This is a genomic window from Pseudomaricurvus hydrocarbonicus (assembly GCF_011602365.1).
GTDB lineage: Bacteria > Pseudomonadota > Gammaproteobacteria > Pseudomonadales > Cellvibrionaceae > Pseudomaricurvus > Pseudomaricurvus hydrocarbonicus.
The window spans coordinates 279652-300713 of the sequence record NZ_JAAONZ010000002.1 but is presented as its reverse complement, the minus strand read 5'-3'; the positions used below and the strand labels follow the sequence as shown (position 1 = coordinate 300713).

Genomic DNA, 21062 nt, shown 5'->3' with positions numbered 1-21062 from the left:
GGCGGCAAAGCGTTATTTGTTGTAGCCCGCCCGACGGGTACGTATTTCATAAGGCTAGAGCTCGTTGACGCTATTGGAATTTTGTACTGTCGTGTCGAAGAATGACCCTAAACCCCTCGGAGAATAACGCCTTGGCAGACGGTATCGATTTCAGCCTAATCGGCATCGACGAACTCCGCGGCCGGATGGAAGAGGTCAAACAAGATGTACGCCTAAAAGGTGGCCGATTCGCCCTGCGCAAAGCTGCCAACCTGGTGCGCGATCAGGCCAAGGCCAACGCCCTAAAGCTCAACGACCCGCGCACGGGCCGCAGCATCGCCGACAACATGGCCGTGCGCTTTTCCAGCCGGCGTTTTAAGCGCACCGGTGATGTCATGTTCAGGGTAGGGGTTGCCCAGGGCGCGCAACTGCCAACTAAAGGCGATCAGCCCGGTACCGGCCAGGGTGGCCCAACACCACATTGGCGTTTACTCGAGTTCGGTACCGAGCACATGCGCGCGCAGCCCTTCATGCGCAAAGCACTGGCCGATCACATCAACGACGCCACCAACGAATTTATCAACCAGTACGACAAGGCGCTCACTAGAGCATTAAAACGGGCCCGCAAAAAGACGACCTGATATGTACCCACCTATATTTGCCATTTGCAGTGTCGATGCTGGCGTGCAAGCGCAGCTGGGCAGCGACCAATGTCGACTGTACCCCTTTGGCCTTGCGCCCCAGGGTGTGACCAAGCCCTATGCTGTGTGGCAGCAGGTAAGCGGCGGACCAGAAAACTACATCAACCAGCGGCCAGATATGGACCTGTTCAGCATTCAGGTCGATTGCTGGGCAACCAGCGCCGATGAGGCGCGAGCAGTCGCCCAGGCCCTGCGTGACGCCATCGAGCCACATGCCCACATCACGGCATGGTATGGCGACCGGCGCGACCCCGAGACCAAAAATTACAGCTATGCATTCGCGGTGGACTGGTTCACACCGCGATAACCAGTTTCGCCCGGTAGGCTCGCCGCGAGGCGCCCAACGACCGGGCACTTTATTGATGCGATATCAATACGCCAAACCACTGCCGCGAGGCAGCAATATCCCGCAGGAGGAAACCCATGTCTGTCTTAACCCAAGGCACTCAGATTTATTTCATCGACGACAGTGGCAGTGCACCCGTAATTGTCGAAGTAGGCTGCGTCACAACATTCACCCCGGGTGGTAACCCATCCGACCAACTCGACGACACCTGTCTGTCTGCAACCACCCGCAGCTATAAGCCCGGCTTGCGGACCCCGGCTGCGGCCACCATCGGCCTTCGTCCGGATCCTACAGATGAAAGCCACATTTTGTTACACGCATTGTCTGAGACCGACCCCAGCCCCACGCTCAAATGGGCAGTTGGCTGGTCAGACGGTATCGACATTGTCCCAACCTTAAACAGCGCCGGTGACGATTTCGAGCTGCCAGACACTCGTACCTGGTTTATTTTCGATGGGTATATTTCCGACTTCCCCTTCGATTTCTCAGGTAACACCTTGGTATCGGGTGATATGGCAGTTCAGCGTTCTGGCGGCTCCGAATGGATCGCGAAAGTATGAATCTAACGCTTGAAACCCTCCATCAATCGGGCGCCTTTACCGGCGCCCCGGTTAAAAAAGACATTGAATGGATGCAGGGCGAGACCCCGCTGAAAGGGGTCGTCTATGTCCGTCGTTTGTCTTACGTCTCAGTTGTCGAAGATTTTAAAGCAAAGGCGGGCGCACAAGATGCGGTTGCCGGTCGCATGGCTGCGAGCATCTGTGACGCAGATGGCAAGCCGATCTTTACCGCGGCAGACATCACCGGCGACGCCGATCCAACGCGCGGCCCGCTGGACCCCAATTTGACCATGGCATTCCTGGCTGTAATTGGCGAGGTGAATGGCCTGGGAAAGACGAAGCCTTCCCCGAAGAAGAAGAAATCTGGCACGAACTCGTCCTCAACGGCATCGGTGGAAGAACCATTGCCGAAGCCAAGCGAAACCTGAGCTACCCAGAGTTCTGTCGTTGGGCCCAGTTCCGTAAACGCCGCGGCTCTCTGCACACGGGCATGCGGTTAGAGGAATCCTTTGGCCGCTGGATGGCCAATTACTTCAACTTCAACAGCAAAAACAGCAGCAAGAAACCGACGGATTTCATGCCGCACTACATCGAGCCGCCCATCACGTTAGACCAGGCAATGGAGCAATGGAGATAACATGGCCACAAAATCACTGGGTACCTTAACGCTGGATCTGGTTGCCAAGGTCGGCGGGTTTGTTCAGGGGATGGACAAGGCCGAGCGTGAGTCGGCGAAATGGCGCAAACAGGTTGAGAAGGATATCAAAACCGTCGGCAAAACCTTTGCCGGGCTTTCTGTTGCATCTGCTGCTGGGCTGGCTTATGTCGCCAAGGATTTGGCCGACTCGAGTAAAGAGCTTAAAAACTTCTCAGCATTGGCTAACACAACCACACAAGATTTTCAGAAACTCTCTTTCGGTGCTGGCCGGTATGGTGTCGAGCAGGATAAAGTTGCCGATATCCTGAAAGATACCAATGACAAAATTGGTGATTTCTTACAAACTGGCGGCGGCCCACTGGCCGATTTTTTCGACAATATCGCGCCAGCTATAGGCATCACGGCTGATGAGTTTGCCAGAATGAGCGGCCCTCAGGCTTTGCAGGCTTATGTCAATGGCCTCGAAAAAGCGAACCTGTCTCAATCTGAAATGACCTTCTACATGGAGGCCATTGCCAGCGACTCTACTTTACTGCTGCCTCTACTGCGCAATAACGGCAAAGAAATGCGGGCCTTTGGGGATGAGGCAGAGCGCACCGGTAACGTACTATCTGATCTTGAAATTGCTCAGCTGGACGATATTACAAAGGGTGTTGATGACTTAACCGCTCAGTTTACCGGCATGAAAAACGAAGTCGCACTGGCAGCGCTGCCTGCTGTCAGCGACCTGATCGATTTACTGAGCGATGAATCCACAATTAATGCCGCCGAATCGCTTGGCAAAGCTGTTGTCACATCTATGACCGCTGCTGCTAATGCTGTTAGCGGTGTGATTAATGTTACAAAATTCCTTGGTGAAGAACTTGCAGCGGTTACCCAAGGTATCGCCGCTGACGATATTGCCCGGTTGGAGCGAGACTCACAGAAAATCCAGAATATTTTAGATGGTGGTTTTTTTGACCAGGCAGAGCGTGTTCGATTTTTCGGGCCTGATGGTGTTGTTTCATTTCTCACCGATGAAGAGCTGAAGGCTAAGCTCGAAGAAAACAAGCGTGCAATTCAAGCTTATTATGACAGCGAAAACAACAAGCCAAAAGTAGACTTGCAGATAGATTCGGCGGTCGGTACAGCGTCGACTATTGACCCAACAGTAACCCGTAAAAGCTCACGTGATGATGCTGACGAAATCGCCAAACAAACCGCTGCCATAGACAAACAAATAGCGGCACTAAAACTGCAAGCCGAAACTTTGGGCTTCACGAATAAAGAGGCAGCCATCTACAGGCTGACTCTCGATGGCGCTACTGAGGCACAGCTGGCCAATGCGCAAGCGGCATATGCCACAATCGAAGCGTTTGAGGCAGAGAAAGACGCCAACGACCAAAAAGCCGAGGCCATCAAGCTGATTACTGAATTGCTGCCGGAGCAAGAACGGGCGCTACAACGCATTGTTGAACAGGAGAAATTCCTCAACGATGCCGTAGCGGCAAGCCCGGAGCTGGCAGAACAGGCGGCGGCTGCATTTAAAGCCTTAGATGATCAGCGCAAAGAAGTGATCGAAGGTGTCAACGAGTTCAGCGTTTTTGCCGATGAGGCCGCCCGCAACATGCAGGGGCTGTTGGCAGATGCCCTGTCTTCCGGCTTCGATGATGGAGCAGGGAATCTACTTAAAAAGTTTGGTGACCTGCTTTTAGATATGGCCGCTCAGGCCGCAGCGGCTCAGATATTTGAATCACTGGGCTTTGCTGGTTCATCCAAATCATCTGGCAGCAGCTCTTCAAGTTTCGACTGGGGGCAGGTGGCCTCATTTGTCGGCGGCTTCTTCGCCGATGGTGGCCGTCCACCCTCAAACAAAATCTCAGTCGTTGGCGAGCGGGGCCCAGAGCTGTTCATCCCCGATGGTGTCACTGGCGAGGTTATCTCCAACGACAACATCAACATGGCTGCCATGCGCGAAGACCGCATCAACCCGACCCGTATCAGCATCGGCAACATGAACTTCCCGGGGGTGACAAACCCTCGTGACGCTGAGTTGGCATCCGGAGCGGCAAGCCGCCGCTTGCTGGCCACAATCGCCAGTGCCGACCGCTTCAGATAATCAAACCACGGACCCACTATGGCCAGACCCTTCTTTGAGGCAAGTATCCTCGAATGCGCCCGCATGGGCAGCGATTACTCAGAGCACTACAGCGTCACCGAATCGCAGACCAGCAGCGGCGATACCTATGCCAAGCTCGACCACCCATACCCCGTGCTGCGCATGACGTTCGACCTCAGCAACACCCACCGCGACAAATACCGCGAAGACGTCACCACTCTGTACCACAAGTGCCAGGGCCAGTTTGGCGGTTTCCGGTTACGCCACGATCAGGACTACTCAACCAACAACTACGTCGACGTGCCTACAGCCACCGATCAAATCTGCCTGGCCACCGCCACCGCCAATGTTTTCCAAATGGTGCGCTGGTACGGCACGCAGGGTGATCCCACCCAGGCGCACCGACGCTTGCGCAAGCCAGTGGTGGGTACCGGGTTGGTATCGATTGAAGGCGTCACCATCGCGAGTGGTTACAGCATCGACTACACCACCGGCGAAATTACGTTCACCAACAAAACCGACACCATTACCGGCATCAACAAGGGTATTACGACCACCATCAATACCATTGCCCACCCGTATGCCATCGGCGATTTTGTTCATGTCTCTGGCGTTGTCGGCATGACCGAAATCAATGGCCTGCGCGGTACCGTGCTGTCTGTCCCTGATGTCGACAACATCATCATTGATATTGATTCATCGGCGTTCACCGATTACGTCAGCGACGGCACCTTAAACACTACCCCGCAAACTGGTGAAACCGTCCGCACCGGCGCCTACTTCGATATTCCCGTTCACTTCATGGACGCTCTCAATGGTAATTACAACAACGCCAACGTCGTCAGCGGCTCGTTTGCGCTTGAGGAGCTTTTAAACCCATGACAGCAGTAGCAGAACGTAGAACCCTGATGATGCGCATAGAGGCGCTGGACGGCACCATAGAACGGATTGCAGCCCAGTACCCACATGACCTGTTGGTCAGCCAGGGTGGTGGCGCATACGTCAATTATTTCGGCGGTCTTCACACGACCACCAGCAACATTCAGTCACAGGCGGAGGGCGGTGGGGCCGTCATTGACTTCGGCTTTGTCGAAGACCTGAACCACATCGACCGCGAGCAGGTCCACAGCGGTAAGTGGGATGGTGCTCAGGTTTATGTATTCGCCACAGACTGGTCATTACCGGTAGAAGACGAAGAGCCCATAGCCCGATTCACCGTCGGTAAAATCATGGATCAAGACGGACGCTATACCACTCAGCTCATGGGCCAGCGCGATCGGCTTAACCAAAATAATCAGGACATCTATTCAGCACAGTGCATCTACACATTTTGTGACTACCACTTGGATACTGGCGTGGTCCCGTATCGCGAGTCTAAATGCCAGCTGGATAAAGACGATTTTATCGTCACAGGCACCATCACATCGGTTGACGACAGCGCTAACTTTTACGACAGCACCCGACCAGAAGCCGATGATTGGTTTGGCAATGGCGAAATCATTTTCACTACCGGTCAAAACGCAGGCCAGCCGCGCCAGAACGTCAGGTCTTTCACGCAGTCAGGCGGCAAGATCGTCACATCATCCCCGTTCTATTACCCGCCACAAGTTGGTGACGCATACCAAATGATCGCCGGTTGCCGCAAGCGGGGCAAAGAAGATTGCACCGGCAAACACTCAAACCGCGTTCATTTCGGCGGTTATAGCTATGTTCCCGTTACCTCACAGGTGGCCAAGTTTGAAGCCAATTAAATTATCAGATCACGCCCGCGAGCTTATGGGTGTGCCGTTTCTACACCAGGGCCGTAACCCAGCAGTGGGCATTGATTGCGCCGGTATGGTATCCATCGCGATGCAGCGTTTTGGCGTTGAGCACACCGATGTGAAGGGCTACAACCGAAATCCAGATGGAAAGACACTCAAAAACCATCTGGACTCGCAAGTCAATCTGCGTCAAATCCCATTCCCAGTGGCTGAGTGCATCATCCTGTTTCGTATAAAACGCGATCCCCAGCACGTCGCCATCTATGACGGCAACGAAATCATTCACGCCTACTCGACGGCCAAAAAAGTCACCTCAAATCCTCTCGATGAGTGGTGGATGAGCCGCATCGTTGCCTGTTATGAGGTCATTCAATGAGTGATATGTCTGCTGGCCAGATTGTCGGCGGTATTGTCGGTGCGGTAGTTGGGTTTTTTGGTGGGGGGTATAACCCCGCCACGGCTGCTCAGGGATTTGTTATCGGTGCTGGTATTGGTGGTGTCATTGATCCGCAAGAAGGGCCAAAGATCAAAGCCCCGCCAGACAATCAGCTTGAATTTCAAACCTCGACCTACGGTATAGAAAAGCCGGACTTTTACGGCTCCCCAATTGTGTCCGGCAATATCATCTATTTCGAAAACGGCAAGCTCAAGCGCGTTGTCACTGAAGAAGAGTCCGGTGGGAAAGGGGGTGGTGGTGGGTCAACCGTCGAGGTTGTCGACTATTACGGCACATGGGCAGTTGCACTGGGCAATGCACGCCCGGGGGCAAAGCTGCGGCGCCTGTGGCTGGGTAACCGGCTGTTTTATGATGCGACTGCAACCCCAGACCTGGCACCTTACTACAGTTCTGGTGCCATTATGGGGGCAGTTATTCAGGCTACTAAAAACAGCAATAAATTTGCTTTTTACGATGGCACCCAAACCACGCCTAACGCACGCATAGCCTCAATTGTGGGTGCTGCAAATGCAGAGTCATACGAAGGCACCATGTACCTGATGATGTATGACGTGCACATGGCAGATTATGGCAATAGTCTGACTGGTGCTGCTTTGCGGGCGGAGATTGTGTGCGTTCCTGAAATCGACCCTCAAATAATTGAATCCAATTCAATCTCGACATCCCCTGGCAATACATTTGACCCGGTCATCCACAAGCTAACAATCAACTCATCAGCGGCTATGCTGGCTAACTGGACAAACTCATACCCTGAGGAGTCGAGTTATGAGCAATATTATCAATCATTTGTTGGTTTTCCGTATCAATCTAAAATTACCGTTAGTGATGGAACGTGGATCCCGCAAACGGGACTGAATATTGATTTTGGCGGCGAAACCAATTTAGAGAATTTATGGCCTGATCTTGTTGGTATTGCAAATTTAAGATATTCATCAGGAGGCTATCAAAAGCGTAATGGTCATCTTGTTGGCTATTATATTGACAACCTCTACCGGCAAACTCTTTCTGGGCTTCGTAGTATTACCCCATCACTGCAGCCGTTGGCAGTTTGCGTGTCCTCATCTGGAATCATGTATTCTATTGATAGTGCCCAAATTCACATTTGGGATGATGACTTAAATTCACCATTACTCAGTGTGAATCATGGAATATCTGGAGGTCATTTTGTATCAGGATTTGTAAGGATGTGGCATGACACTGGGCTGCTTTATGTTGGTCATGGAGAACTAACAAGTCAGCAACTTAGTAGGTTCAATGTTTTTAATGCGCTAACTCTAGATCTTGATGATTCATTCACAATAGATCCGGCATTGGTTGGGTTTGGTTATGCTGAGTTCGCTATTGAGCAGGGTGTTTTATTGAGAGGGTATTATTCAACCATAGATGATAATTTAACGTTCGAAAAATGGCAGTTATACTCGGTCGTCATAGGCGCCGAGCAGCTTTCAGATGTGGTTGAATCTATCGTTGAGCGGGCGAATATTTCTGCGGCTGATATAGATACTAGTGAGCTAGTTGATACCGTTGACGGCTTTGCTGCAACGGGTGGCACGCGTGGTGCTCTTGGTGTGCTTCAGGCTGCATTCCTGTTTGATATTATCGAAGATGGCTATGGTTTAACCTGCGTCAATCGTGGTGGCGCTGCATCTGAAACTATTCCCTATCAAGATTTGGGTGCAGTAGATATTGGTGGCGATAGCAGCAACCAACTATTAATTGATCGCGAGATGGACCAACAGCTGCCACGCAAGATGACCATAACATTCAAAGATCAAGACAGGGAGCAAAATAAAGGCACTGCAGAATCAACATATCCTGTTCAGTCTGCCGTTGAAGAGGTGGTCGATTTCCCGCTGGCCATGACGCAAGAGAAAGCCAATAAAATTGTCGACATTCTGATGCGTGCCCGGCATACAGAGCGGATGTCAATGAGCTTTACGCTGCCGCAAGAATATTTGCACCTCAAGCCTTCGGATGTCGTTAATATCGAAACTCCTGATAGAACCTATCAAGTGCGTATTGCTAGCAGGGCGGAATCCAGCTCTCAGGTGTTGAGTATTTCTGGCAAGTTATCAGCGCCATCGCTTTGGACATCTGATGCAGTAGCCGGTGAAAATAACTACATACCGCCAGGGTTGGATTTAGTTTCGGACGCTACGGCTGTTCTGCTTGATGTCCCCATGATTTTAGATGAGCAGGATACAGCCTCATTTTTGATGGCGATGTACGGTGTTGGTAGTTGGCCAGGTGGATCGCTCCTGCGCTCTACAGATAGCGGTCAAACATATTCGGCTACAACAGGTTTGGCCGCAAACTCAACCAGTGGTGTTGCTGTCGATATTTTGCCTGCTGATGACGGCTTTGTTATCAATCGCACCGATGAATTAAATATTGTCACGCTATCTGGTGAGTTCACATCGGTGACTGAGGCGCAAATGATGACTGGGCAAAATTTTGTTGCCTATGGTGACGATGGCCGCTGGGAGTTAATGCGCTACATCGATGCGGCAGCCAATGCAGATGGTACGGTCACGCTGTCTGGATTACTCAGAGGTTTGCGCGATACGGTGCAGTACACTGGCACACATGAGGCTGGTGACAGAATCATTAAAATTTCTGGTAATAGTGCGGCATTGGTCGGAGCAAACATACAACGCCTAGGTGTTCAGAGCCTTTACAAGGCCGTGACTTTTGGGCAGGAAATAGATGACGCTGAGCCATTTCCCTTTACATATCGTGGCGTTAATTTTAGACCCTATGCTCCTATTTTCCCTGAAGGCGAGCTTGACGGTGACGACTGGATTTTTGGGGCTCAGGAAAGAACTCGCTATCCAGCATCATGGTGGTCTACGGGAATTCAGCCAATTTCCGAATCTATATTGTCATTTGAGGCAGAAATTTTAGACGGGCCTGGGGGCGGGGTAAAAAGGATATTAACGGCTGATACTATTTCTAGTCCAAATTTCTCGTTTGTTTACCCAGAGCTTGATCAAATATCCGATTTTGGAGTGGTGCAAAATACTATTTACGTTAATATTTATCAGATAAGCAGCATAATTGGCAGGGGTAATGTCCTTGAGTCATCATTTACTCTTCCTGGAACAGATAAATATTTTAATAACGTTAGCTTGCTTCTTCATTTTGACGGTGACTTCTCTGACTCATCCAATTCGGCCAATGTGCTGACTGCAAATGGAAATGTTACCACCTCTGCAACTGGTGCTTTATATGTTCAGTCTGGTTCATTTGATGGGGCTGGAGACTTCTTAACAATACCAAGAGCAAACAGTCTTACTATCTCAGAAAATCAATTATTTACTTTAGAATGCTGGATTAAGGTTCTTGAGCCTGGACGAATCCAATCAATTTATAATGATCGACCAACTGTTAGTTCAAGAGGAATGGCTCTTGTTGTTTCAAGCACTGGAGAGCTAGCATTGGTGTGTTTCACAAATACAGGTACAGTTGCCGTAAATATATCATCGTCTTCATTGGTTGACGATGGGCTAGGGCATAGGGTCGCAATAACTAGAAATAATGATGATGTTTATCTTTTTGTAGATGGAAATCTAGAGGCGTTTTCTTCGGGAGGCAGCAGTATTGGTTCATCAACAAACAATATTTACATTGGCCGAGACCCGACCAATACAGGGCGGGATCTAAATGGACTTATCGATGAGCTTCGCGTTACGGCTGGAATTTGTAGGTATACCGATGACTATACATATCCAAATCAACCCTTTCCGGACTTATAAAAATGACAACACCAATTTTAGGAATTACAGAGCTGGCTGACGGTCAGATTGATCAATTCGCTACAGCCAACGCCGCCTTCAGGGCTTTGGAGGCCGCGGCAAACGATTGGACTGCAGTTAATGTATCCGCTGGTGATGCCGCAGTATCCGATGCGGATATGAAAACCTACCAAGTATTTTCAGTGTCCGGGCATACAGCCAACCAGGCGGTAACGTTCGGCGCCAATAAGCGCGTCTTTCAGGTCTACAATGCCAGCGACACCTATACGACGAATGTCACCATAGGTGCGACAGTCATCAGCGTGCCTGCCGAGACCCTGTATAAATTCTGGGCCGACGGCACAACGGATGGGCTGGTGCGGGCGTTATGATCAAGGCCAACGGCTGCGGTCCCGGTTGGTTGCCTCGCTGGCTAAAAGCCATGCTTTTTGACTGGTTCTTCGAGGCCAGCTGCAACAAGCACGATGAAGGCTACGAGCAGGGCGGGGACGAAATACGACGGTTTGAGTGCGATTGGAAATTCTTCCAAGCCATGCGCCGCGACACCCTGCGGTTTAGGGGGCTCGCCCGGTTAATCCGGTGGTGCCAGGCGCTGTTCTATTTTGCCATGGTCCGGATGTTTGGCTGGATCCAGTTCAACTACACCAAGGATGGCCAGAACTGACCCTTGGCAAGTAGAAAAATCTCAAGCTATACTGTTTAAATATACAGTATAGGTAGATTATGAAACTAGTCCCTTACCAATCCGATGACACCGATCCTGAGACATCAGAGCTCCTGTTGAGCCTTGATGAACACTTGATCAAAAATATTGCCGCCACATACCTGGCCAGAGCCTCGGGTGACTCCATGCAAGGCCTGGGTATCTTCGATCAGGATCTGCTCATCGTGGATAGGGCAGTAGATCCAGTCCATGGCGACATCGTCATAGCAGCCCTCAACGGCGAACTCACCTGCAAAGTGATCGATACTAGGGAGTCACGCCTACTGTCTGCCAACGACAAATACCCGCCAATCAACATCAGCGGGTATGAGGACCTGTTGCTTGAGGGGGTGGTGATCGCCTCTGTTAGGTATCACAGGGCGCTATAGCTGCTTTGGCGCCCTGGGTTGGTTGATTTTAGGGTAGGTTATAGCGTGTCAGATACCGCAAAGTTTGAACCATGGATGTGATCGTTTAATTTGTCTCTTTTTAACCGCCAATTTTCGAGCATGTCTGAGTAAATATTCGCTTGGTTTGTGAAAAATAAGACTGCATCATCATCGATTAATAAAAGCGACCATAAGGCAATCACAAAATCTTTCATGTAGGCCTTATGATATTCGACCGCATAACAGTGCTGATCGCCATGAGCTAATGCCCATGCTTCTAGTCCGCCTTTAATAGATTGGACTTTGTATGATATATCTTTCAATTCCTCCAGGTTTTCATCTCGAAACTCTTTTCTTAGCTTAAGTATAATTTCCTTGGAGTAGAGTATGCAATTATTGGGTAATGACCCGTTATAACCTGATGCAATGAGCTTTGACTCAAAAGCCATTTTCGTCATTGACTCAACATATACCCTACAGTCTTCGATTTTTTTCATGTCTTCATAATGTATAGCCGTTCGTAACTGAGCTTGAGCAGCTTCTTTAAGTTCTTTTCTGGTGGCCTGTAGTTCTATTCTTTGAATCCGCACAGATTTGACAAGCCACATTAAGGCAAAAAAAGCGATCAATGGATTTATAATACCGCCTAAATAGTCCCCAAAGGTGCCCCAATCAGAGGGGTTTTCAGACAGTCCCTTTCCGTTGATGGCATAAAACCAGATAAAGTAAACGAGGATAAGGAGTACTGGTATTACTACAACTCCCCATGACGTTGACTCAAGTAAATCGTTATCTACAGAGGTGGGGTTGTTTTTTGGTTCTTCCATGAAGTTCCGATGTCCTTTGTTGTTTATAATTGAAAAAATTAATAGATGGTTTGTTGTTCCAGCCTATAAATGGGTGCAACGAAGCCTGCCACCATAAGGCCGCATATAAAAGTTTGAAAAGTGGCCCAGAGCTTAGCTGGGCCAAGACTTAATTATTAAAAACGAATTTTTTTGACGAGGTCACGTAACCATCTTATTAGATGGCGTAGTGCACCGAAGAACAATATCAGATCTTTAAGATCATCAACGTCATATGGCATACCTTTCTCCTTAGGAGTGGTAGCCCAGCGGAATGACAAGAAAAATGTAAATTTAATGGTTTACAAAGCAATCTATATAGATTACTTTATTTCTGTAGCCCAAATAGTTTACACCTATTAAGGTGTTTAGTTACATAAGTCTTTAATCAAAGCTGAGCTTGTTAATGACTTGAATGCCGTTACTGTGTACGAGACAGTAACGGCAATCTCCAGGCTTTTAATAAGCCACATCCCAATGTCGCATTTAGTCTCTCTGCTTGTCAAATTTTTTTTTCATAAAGCTATTGCTTTTTATTCGTTTATGTAGTTCATTTGGTTTACACGTTAATGCTCTTAACAGTTTCTGGCTATTAAGCCGAATGGAGCCATAGACTGGCACAATCAAGTTAATGCTCTACTTCTTGCAAAGCTGATACTGGTCGGTGGTCATTGTGTCCAGGTCATATACTGTCGTTAAAGCCATGCCTAGGCATATTATTCGCCAAGTCATTGGCCACCCTTCCCGGGGTAGCAACAATCTTCCTCAGTGCCCGCAAATTCGTTGTTAGATTAGGTCATTTTGGTTATTCGCATCTGCCTTGCAATGCCATAATTGACGAAAAAGCGGTTTCCTATAAAACCCCATAAAAATCAATTGCTTACTTTTTTGTCCGTGTATTACTGGCAGTGTAGAGGTCAGCGGTTCGATCCGGCTAGGCTCCACCAAATAACGTTGTTAAATCAACGACTTAGAAGCCCGCTTAATCGCGGGCTTTTTTGTGCCTGTTATTTGGGTTTCGGCGACCTTATTGGGGTGCAAAGTGGCAGTGAAGGGCTTTGACACCTTTAGTCCTCGAGAATAAACAGCAAAACCCGCTCTGTTCTGGTCGAGCCAAGAATAGCTTCAAACATATACAAACCTACAATTAAGGTTAAAAAAACCTAGTTTGTAGGTTTGTATGCTTATGAAGTAGGTTTATCCAGTTTTCTCAGCCGGGAAGCAATTGCCTGAAATGAGGGCCACGTTTTCCGATATCAGATCATGCGGGACTCGAGTTAAGGGCTCTGGCCCCTTTATTTCTTAATCTGTTTAACGCCTTGATACATAATCTCCGGCAGATTGTTCATGGTCTCTACGTATTTATTGGATTTTTCTTTAGCAGTGTGAAAGGCGTGTAAAGGCTGAACTTTACGCGGAGTAGTGGACTGCCGGATAATTCCACAAAGGTTTTTCAGTCGCCAGAGTCTTCGGTCATGATCAGAGCTGCGAGTTGATCGTTATTTATACGACTTAACGTGGCGTCAACTTACTCACTGTGGGCAAGCTGACGAGCTCCCGCCAGGGGGGAGTACTACTTCAGTCTATCTTTTTTGGCGTGTAAATCCACCAGTTATTCATTGAGTGTTATAGTGGGCAGCACTGCCTTTAATGGGCTTTTGGTTGAGAAGTGTTCAGGGCGCGGGGTGCATGGATAAATAGCTACCCATCGAAGTTGAAAGTATCAGCCAATACATCTTTTCCGTCTTAATCAGTGCAGGTTGGGATAACGTGGTCGAATTTATACTCGTGTGGTCTCGGGGGAATGTGCGAAAGATAAATCGAGGTTTCGAGTTTTATGCCGAAATAGCCGATTTATGAAGGATTATCTCCAGAGCTATTTGATTCGAGTGTGAAACGGCGTGTCTTAGTTATTTTTTATAGAGGTTGGTTACTGTGCAATATCTTGATGAGCTGCGTCAGCGTATGCGTGATTTTACAGATACCCGCGATTGGGAACAGTTTCACTCTCCCAAGAATCTGTCAATGGCTTTGAGTGTTGAAGCCAGTGAATTAGTGGAGTGTTTTCAGTGGTTGACTGAAGAACAATCGAATTCATTGTCTGCGGATCAGCTGGCAGCTGTCGCTGACGAAATTGCCGATGTGCAGATGTATCTGGTTCGTTTGGCAGATAAAGTTGGTGTCGATATCGTTTCAGCAGTTGATCAAAAGATTGTAAAGAATGAAAAAAAATACCCAGTTGAGAAAGTTAAGGGTAGTTCAAAAAAATACAATGAATACGAATAAGTAAAGGGAAGGCTTGATGATTGTTTATTCCGCCACCAAAAGGGAATTTATTGATGATGTTCGGTCAAATAGAATTTCAGAAATAATTGAGAACGAAGTGCGGCGTAAGCTGAATCGTAACTCACCAAGAAATGAAAAGCTTTCATGGGAAAATTCTTTGCAGTATATGTCGCAGGTGCTCTGGGATGAAGGGGTTCCGGCTTCGGCCGGCGTGGCTGTTGAGTACAATCTTCCGATGACCAATCGAAGGGTCGATTTTATTCTTACTGGTAAGGATCACGAGCGTAATGATACCGCCGTTATCATTGAGCTTAAGCAGTGGCAAGAAGTAAAAAAAACGAACAAGGATGCCATTGTTAAAACGCGTTTTCAGTACGGCGAAAAAGAAACCAACCATCCCTCTTATCAGGCATGGTCTTATTCGGCGTTGATTGAAGATTACAATGAAACGGTTCGAAGAGAATCGATTCGACTTCAGCCGTGTGCCTATCTCCACAATATGAAGTCTCGCGAAGTGATTAATGATCCATTTTATGCCTATCACACAGATAAAGCCCCGGTGTTTATTTCACCGGATGCCCTAAAACTTTCAGAGTTTCTAAAGAAGTATGTCAGATTTGGCGATAGCGATAATATCATGTACAGGATTGAGCATGGTGTAATTAAACCGTCAAAAAATCTGGCTGACTCATTGGTTTCCATGCTGGATGGAAATTCTGAATTTCTGATGATTGATGAACAGAAGCTGGTTTATGAAACTGCTTTGGATCTGGCCCATAAAGCACAGCAAGGAGAGAAGCATACGCTGATCGTGAAAGGCGGCCCTGGTACAGGTAAGTCGGTAGTAGCCATTAACCTTTTGGCGGAACTCACTAAGCGGGAAATGCTGGTGCAGTATGTTTCTAAAAATTCAGCTCCTCGTGAAGTATTTAAGAAGAAACTGACAGGCAGTAGAAAGAAAACCCATATTGACCAAATGTTTAAAGGATCAGGAGCTTACACTGAGGTCGAAGCCAATAAGTTCGGGGCATTGTTAGTAGATGAAGCTCACCGGTTGAATGAAAAGTCGGGTTTGTACGGCAATCTGGGTGAAAATCAGATTAAAGAGCTAATATTCGGGTCTTCTTTTAACATCTTTTTTATCGATGAGGCACAGCGTGTGACTCTTCAGGATATTGGTACTGTCGAGGCTGTTAAAGGCTGGGCACATGAGCTGAAGTCTTCAGTGACGGAGCTGGAGTTGGCTTCGCAATTTCGTTGCAATGGTTCAGATGGATATTTGGCTTGGGTGGATGGTAGTCTACAAGTCCGAGAAACAGCCAATACAACCCTCGATGATGTGGATTATGAAGTTAAAGTATTCGATGATCCTCGTCAGCTTCGTGCTGAAATTATTGAAAAAAATCGGAATACAAACAAGGCTCGCTTGGTGGCAGGTTACTGTTGGGATTGGGCGAGCAAGAATGATAAATCTGTCTTTGACATCGTAATTCCAGAATATGACTTTAAAGCCCAGTGGAATTTAACCGAAGATGGCAGCTTGTGGATGATCGCTGAAAATTCCGTTGAACAGGTGGGGTGCATTCACACTTGTCAGGGATTGGAGCTGGATTATATTGGGGTGATTATTGGGGAGGATTTTGTTATCCGCGATGGAGTTGCTGTCACAGATGCGGCCAGACGTTCTTCTAATGATCGATCCATTCGTGGATTTAAAACCATGCTGAAAAATGATCCGGAGATGGCGCGAAAAACGACGTCTGAGATCATTAAAAATACTTACCGTACGTTAATGACCCGAGGGCAGAAAGGCTGTTATATCTTTTGTACAGACCCAGAAACCCGAGACTATTTCAAGGCTATATCTCGTTGTGATGAGACCTCTGTTCATACAGCCACTAGCCCTTATCAGGGTTTGGACTTACCCATTGTATCCATTGAAGATGCAGGCCCTTATGTAACCCATGTCCCTATTTATGATTTACATGCGGCAGCAGGTGATTTTAGTGAGTCGCAAACCGTAGAAGGTTTTCAGTGGGTAGAGTTGCCAGAGCATATCAAGGTCAGTGAGGGGATGTTTGTAATGCGCGTAGTTGGTGAATCTATGAATCGACGTATTCCCAATGGATCTTGGTGCCTATTTAAAGCCAATCCGGGGGGGACTCGCAATGGGAAGGTGGTATTGGTACAGCATCGCGATATTGAAGATCCCGACCACGGTGGTCGCTATACAGTCAAAATCTACCAAAGTGAAAAAGTCATAGTTGAAAACGAAATGGTAAATAAAAAGATAATCTTGAAGCCTGATACCAATGCTTTTGGTTATTCACCTCTAGAGTTGGATGTTGTAGAAGAAGATCAGGTGGTGGTTGGTGAGTATTTAACAGTTATTGATGGGTGAGGCATTGTAGTATTTTATGGCCCGTATTGATGTGAATACAAAAAAATAGTTTATTCGCTTGCTTAAATGAGCTGACCGCACTGTTAAGCATCCTTGAGAGTTAAGGGTAAAATGGAAAGAAAAATAACAATCTTGGGTATTTTTGTCGGTATAGTTGGTATTGCTACGACTGTTTATGGATATTTGATACCTAATAAAACGGTCTCTAGTGCTGTTGTAGTTAGTAACTCACCTGCTATAGCCACTCACCCTCATAGCCTTTCTGTTACAGAAAGGCCTATCCCAGCTCCCAATCCTGTTAGAAGCTTTCTTACTCCAAGTATAAAAATATCGGGTGGTACAGCCACTCTAGCAATATCTTCTGTGGGGGCTAATGTGACAATCAAAGAAAGCACTAATGGCATCCCTTATGCGGGCGGCGTCATCTCATCAACGGGTGTTAAGCAAACAGTTTTTGTTCCAGTTGGGCAGCAGTTGGTCGTGAATTTAACAGGAACGGGAGTTGATTTAGAAATATCGCGGCATGTTGCAGAGCAAATAACTGTTAATAACACAGGTACTGGCTCCAATGTGTCAATTTTCTAAAATGCTTAACAAGGCAAAGCTGCGGAGCACAAGCAAAAAGCGCTTTTGTGGGATCTCACTAGCCTTCGTCCGCTGTTTGCGTTGATAGATAGCTCTGAGTGTTGGTGTTATGGCAACATCAACCCGCTGGTTCAACCGCCCCCAATCGACGCCACATACTCTTCAAAAATCTCAATAAACGCCTGTGCTGCCGGTGATCTCGATCGACCCTGTAGTTCAATCACGCTCAGTGTGCTCACCAGTCCTGCATTATTCACATCCAGCTTACACAGCTGCCCTTGGGCAATCTCTTGGGTAAAGTAGAGTTCCGGGGCCAGCAGCCAGGAGTGGTTTTGCAGGACGATGGCTTTGAGTGTCGGGAAGTCACTGCAGATCACCGCGGGTATAGGCTCGTGTTTGTTTCTGGCCTGGGCGATAACGGTTAGCAGCGGGTGGCTTTGGCTCAGGGTCGTGGGGGCAATGAGCGGGTAGTCCGCCAGTTGTTCGAGTTGGATGTTTTTCTGCTGGCTGAGCGGGTGATCAGCGCTGGTCATCACGGCCAGGGGGATGTCTTTCAGGTGTTGGTGGTTGATGCCCTCGATGTCCATGTAGCTGCCGCTGCCGGCCAGTAACAGATCCACCTCGCGATTTTTGATGCGGAAGACCAGGTCGTCGGGTGTGCCTTCGCTGACGGTGACGGATACCTTGGGGTAGCGGGCGACAAATTCCGGCAGGGTATTGCGGGCGATCAGTCCACCGATGGCGCGGCCCACGGCAATGTGCAGTTTACCGCCGTCGAGGTTGCGGTAGATGTCCGCTTCGCGCTGTATGTCGTCCATCTTTAGCAGAACATCTTCGCAGCTCTCGGCAATTTGCAGGCAGAAGGCCGTGGGTGTCATGCCGGACTTGGCGCGGTCAAACAGCTTGACCCCGAGGGAGTCCTCCAGCGCCAGTAGGCTGCGGGTCATTGCGGATTGCGTCAGATGCAGGGCTTCGGCGGCCCCGAGTATGGTGCGGTGCTGGATGATGGCGCGCAGGTGATGCAGGTGCTTGAGGGTAATCATGGCGATCCCATGGTGTCGTGAATATGCATGTATGAGTAAAATGCAATGTGGGTCGAATATTATGCATTATTAATCATACATTCAAGCTGGCAGTATGAGTCTTTCCAAAAGCCCTAATAATAATTATCTGGAGAGACAGCATGAAAACCCATCACGTCAGCCCTTTGGCGGCCGCAGTGTCGCTGGTTATCGGTCTTGCGGCCAACCCGTTAAGTGCCGCGAATTTCGGCATTGAGGAGGTCATCGTCACCGCCACCAAACGCGCCGAAAGCATTCAGGATGTCCCCATTTCCGTGTCCGCCTTCAGTGGCGATTTTCTCGAGCGCTCGGGTCTGGAAGATCTGCAAGACATGAGCAATATCGCTCCGAATCTGTACATCAACAAGAGCAGTCAGGCGGTGAACCAGCGCATTTCTATCCGCGGGGTCGGCACCGTCGGCAACAACGCGATGGACCCCAGCGTAGCGGTTTATATTGATGGCGTTTACATGCCGCGTCCCGGCGCGGTTATGGGTAACCTGAAGGACATTGAAATGGCCGAAGTGTTGCGCGGCCCGCAAGGTACCTTATTCGGGCGCAACGCGGCCATGGGTGCGTTAAACCTGCGTACCCGCGATCCGGTCATTGCCGAAGACACGTTAAAAGTGGATGCGGGCGTGGGCAGTTACGGCGCCTATGACTCCACGTTGATCGGTAACAAGAGCCTTACCGCTAACAGCGCCGCGCGCGTGGTGGCCAATTTCTCGACCAAAGACGGTTTTGGCGAGAACCGCTACGACGGCAGCGATGAGGTTGGGGCCCATCAGTCCGAAAGCGTGAAGGTGTCTTTGTTGTTTGAGCCCACCGAGGAGGTGCGGGCGCTGTGGCGAGTGGATTATCAGGAGCTGACGGGCGAAGGTGGCGTGATCGAGGTTCTGCCCGAATCCGTTACGCCGGAGCGCTTGCAGGTGCTGGAGGCATTAGGGGCACTGCCGGATGTCTCCGGGCTGGACCATGAAATCAATCAGGTTCACGAGGATGACATGACGGATCGCCAGTGGGGCACGGTGCTGGATGTGACCTGGGACGATGCTTTTGCCGGCCACACCTTGCGTTCGATCACGTCCTATCGCGATTGGCAGAATGACACGCTGGAATATTCCGTGTTTCGCTTGCCGCTGGATGATTTACAGCGCGAGAGCCACTTTAACAGTGAATCCTATTCCCAGGAGTTGCAGTTGATTTCGCCCACCGGCGAGCGCTTTGACTATGTGGCGGGGCTTTACTATTTCAAGGAGGATTACGACATCAACACGACCATGAACCTGGGCGAGGACTTTTGTCCGCTCACGGCGATGGTCAATCCGGTGTATGGCGTCATCTGTGCCGCCGGCGCGCAAACCAATGCCACACCTGCGGCGTTCAGCCAGCAGGCGGAGTCTGTGGCGGTGTTCTTGCAGGGCACTTACCACGTGACGGAGCGTTTTGATTTAACCGCCGGCGTGCGTTACTCCGACGACGATAAAGAAGGCACCTTTGTGGTGGAGTCCAACAACGCCATTGCCTCGGGACTGCTGGGCGGCGTCGAGGATCATGAGCTGGCCTTTGCTGACGAGCAGGTCACCTGGCTGGCGAATGCCAAGTACTTTATCACCGATGACATCATGACCTTTGCGACGGTGTCCACCGGTTATAAATCCGGCGGCTTGAATTCAGTGATGACCCGCGGCGGCCTAACGGCTGAACAGCGCTTGTTTGATTCCGAAGAAGTGATGAGTTACGAGCTGGGTCTCAAGAGTACGCTGCTGGATAACCGCTTGATGCTGAATGCCACGGCGTATCGCACCGACATCGATAACTTTCAGGATCGGTCCTTCCAGGATTTGACCTTTGTGATTGCCAACGCCGGCGAGCTGCGTCAACAGGGGCTGGAAGTCGATCTGCAATATTATCCGCTGGAGCAGCTGTTCATCTCCGTCGGTTATGCCTATCTGGATTCAGAGTTTTTGTCGTTTGACAACGGCAGTGTTTTGCCCGGGGGGACTGGGACTCAGGATCTGTCTGGTACTGGCTATCGCTACTCGCCCGAGCATCAAGTCAACCTGGCCTCACAGTGGACTCAAGCCCTGGCCGACACCGGTATGGATTGGTTTGTGCGCGGCGAAGTCATGTGGACCGATGACGCCAACCTTGGCACCACCACCAATAACAATCCGCAAACCATACAAGAGGCTTACTCTTTGGTGAATCTGCGGGTGGGGCTCACCTCCGAGGACGACAGCTGGTCGGTGAGTGCCTATGTGGAAAACCTCGCCGATGAGGACTACTGCACGGGCATGTACGAGCAGCCCAACGGCCGTGCTTTTGGCACTGTCTCCAACAGTGGCACCTTGATCCGTTGTCTGCAGGGCGATCCCCGCACTGTGGGTGTACGCGGCAGTTACTATTTTTAGCGGCTTGTTCCTGTCCAGATAAGTCGTCCCCGGTAATCGGTTTTTGCCGGTGCAACCATGA

At 49.3% G+C, this 21062-nt stretch carries 19 protein-coding genes; 17 read left to right on the top strand and 2 right to left on the bottom strand.

Annotation, left to right across the window (positions count from 1 at the left end; translation table 11 throughout):
• The first annotated feature begins 131 nt into the window (after positions 1-131).
• The 13 genes from G8770_RS03565 to G8770_RS03505 all read left to right on the top strand — a co-directional run bounded on the left by G8770_RS03565 (position 132) and on the right by G8770_RS03505 (position 11409).
• Entirely contained in the window at positions 132-620 is a 489-nt protein-coding gene (locus tag G8770_RS03565; protein WP_167181831.1) for an HK97-gp10 family putative phage morphogenesis protein, read from the top strand.
• Between the two features lies 1 nt (position 621).
• The gene (locus G8770_RS03560; protein WP_167181829.1) at positions 622-987 is read left to right on the top strand and encodes a DUF3168 domain-containing protein; all 366 of its coding nucleotides are present in this window, start codon (positions 622-624) and stop codon (positions 985-987) included.
• Positions 988-1103: 116 nt separating this feature from the next.
• The gene (locus G8770_RS03555; RefSeq protein ID WP_167181827.1) at positions 1104-1586 is read left to right on the top strand and encodes a phage tail tube protein; all 483 of its coding nucleotides are present in this window, start codon (positions 1104-1106) and stop codon (positions 1584-1586) included.
• On the top strand, positions 1583-2014 hold the full coding sequence (locus G8770_RS03550) for a phage tail assembly chaperone family protein, TAC (RefSeq protein ID WP_167181825.1): 432 nt from the start codon (positions 1583-1585) through the stop codon (positions 2012-2014). Before G8770_RS03555 ends, G8770_RS03550 begins: the two co-directional genes overlap by 4 nt.
• Entirely contained in the window at positions 1948-2223 is a 276-nt protein-coding gene (locus G8770_RS24595) for a phage tail assembly protein T (protein ID WP_167182337.1), read from the top strand. Before G8770_RS03550 ends, G8770_RS24595 begins: the two co-directional genes overlap by 67 nt.
• 1 nt (position 2224) lies before the next feature.
• Positions 2225-4342 carry a hypothetical protein gene (locus tag G8770_RS03540; RefSeq protein ID WP_167181823.1) on the top strand — a complete coding sequence of 706 codons (2118 nt, stop codon included), beginning with the start codon at positions 2225-2227 and terminating at the stop codon, positions 4340-4342.
• A gap of 18 nt (positions 4343-4360) precedes the next feature.
• Positions 4361-5224: a DUF2460 domain-containing protein gene (locus G8770_RS03535; protein ID WP_167181821.1), complete on the top strand. Its 864-nt coding sequence runs from the start codon at positions 4361-4363 to the stop codon at positions 5222-5224.
• A complete protein-coding gene (locus G8770_RS03530; protein ID WP_167181819.1) occupies positions 5221-6093 on the top strand; it encodes a DUF2163 domain-containing protein in 873 nt (290 codons plus the stop codon). Before G8770_RS03535 ends, G8770_RS03530 begins: the two co-directional genes overlap by 4 nt.
• Positions 6080-6481, top strand: a complete 402-nt coding sequence (locus G8770_RS03525; protein ID WP_167181817.1) for a C40 family peptidase — start codon at positions 6080-6082, stop codon at positions 6479-6481. Before G8770_RS03530 ends, G8770_RS03525 begins: the two co-directional genes overlap by 14 nt.
• The gene (locus G8770_RS03520) at positions 6478-10317 is read left to right on the top strand and encodes a phage tail protein (protein ID WP_167181815.1); all 3840 of its coding nucleotides are present in this window, start codon (positions 6478-6480) and stop codon (positions 10315-10317) included. The genes G8770_RS03525 and G8770_RS03520 overlap by 4 nt, the downstream gene beginning before the upstream one ends.
• A gap of 2 nt (positions 10318-10319) precedes the next feature.
• Positions 10320-10688 (top strand): hypothetical protein, encoded by a 369-nt coding sequence (locus tag G8770_RS03515; RefSeq protein WP_167181813.1) that lies wholly within the window; start codon positions 10320-10322, stop codon positions 10686-10688.
• The gene (locus G8770_RS03510; protein ID WP_167181811.1) at positions 10685-10981 is read left to right on the top strand and encodes a hypothetical protein; all 297 of its coding nucleotides are present in this window, start codon (positions 10685-10687) and stop codon (positions 10979-10981) included. The genes G8770_RS03515 and G8770_RS03510 overlap by 4 nt, the downstream gene beginning before the upstream one ends.
• Before the next feature lie 59 nt (positions 10982-11040).
• Positions 11041-11409 (top strand): LexA family protein, encoded by a 369-nt coding sequence (locus G8770_RS03505; protein ID WP_167181809.1) that lies wholly within the window; start codon positions 11041-11043, stop codon positions 11407-11409.
• A gap of 38 nt (positions 11410-11447) precedes the next feature.
• Here the strand turns inward: G8770_RS03505 and G8770_RS03500 are convergent, their stop codons facing one another.
• Positions 11448-12236: a hypothetical protein gene (locus G8770_RS03500; protein ID WP_167181807.1), complete on the bottom strand. Its 789-nt coding sequence runs from the start codon at positions 12234-12236 to the stop codon at positions 11448-11450.
• Between the two features lie 1953 nt (positions 12237-14189).
• On the opposite strand from G8770_RS03500, the gene G8770_RS03495 reads away from it, so the two are divergent.
• From G8770_RS03495 to G8770_RS03485, 3 genes are all read left to right on the top strand, one after another.
• Positions 14190-14540: a nucleotide pyrophosphohydrolase gene (locus G8770_RS03495; RefSeq protein WP_425049843.1), complete on the top strand. Its 351-nt coding sequence runs from the start codon at positions 14190-14192 to the stop codon at positions 14538-14540.
• Positions 14541-14556: 16 nt separating this feature from the next.
• Entirely contained in the window at positions 14557-16941 is a 2385-nt protein-coding gene (locus G8770_RS03490; protein WP_167181805.1) for a DNA/RNA helicase domain-containing protein, read from the top strand.
• Positions 16942-17052: 111 nt separating this feature from the next.
• Positions 17053-17526, top strand: a complete 474-nt coding sequence (locus tag G8770_RS03485) for a hypothetical protein (protein ID WP_167181803.1) — start codon at positions 17053-17055, stop codon at positions 17524-17526.
• Positions 17527-17657: 131 nt separating this feature from the next.
• On the opposite strand, the gene G8770_RS03480 is transcribed toward G8770_RS03485, so the two are convergent.
• Positions 17658-18569, bottom strand: coding sequence for a LysR family transcriptional regulator (locus G8770_RS03480; RefSeq protein ID WP_167181801.1), 912 nt, complete (start codon positions 18567-18569; stop codon positions 17658-17660).
• A gap of 140 nt (positions 18570-18709) precedes the next feature.
• On the opposite strand from G8770_RS03480, the gene G8770_RS03475 reads away from it, so the two are divergent.
• The gene (locus G8770_RS03475; protein ID WP_167181799.1) at positions 18710-21001 is read left to right on the top strand and encodes a TonB-dependent receptor; all 2292 of its coding nucleotides are present in this window, start codon (positions 18710-18712) and stop codon (positions 20999-21001) included.
• Positions 21002-21062 lie beyond the last annotated feature (61 nt).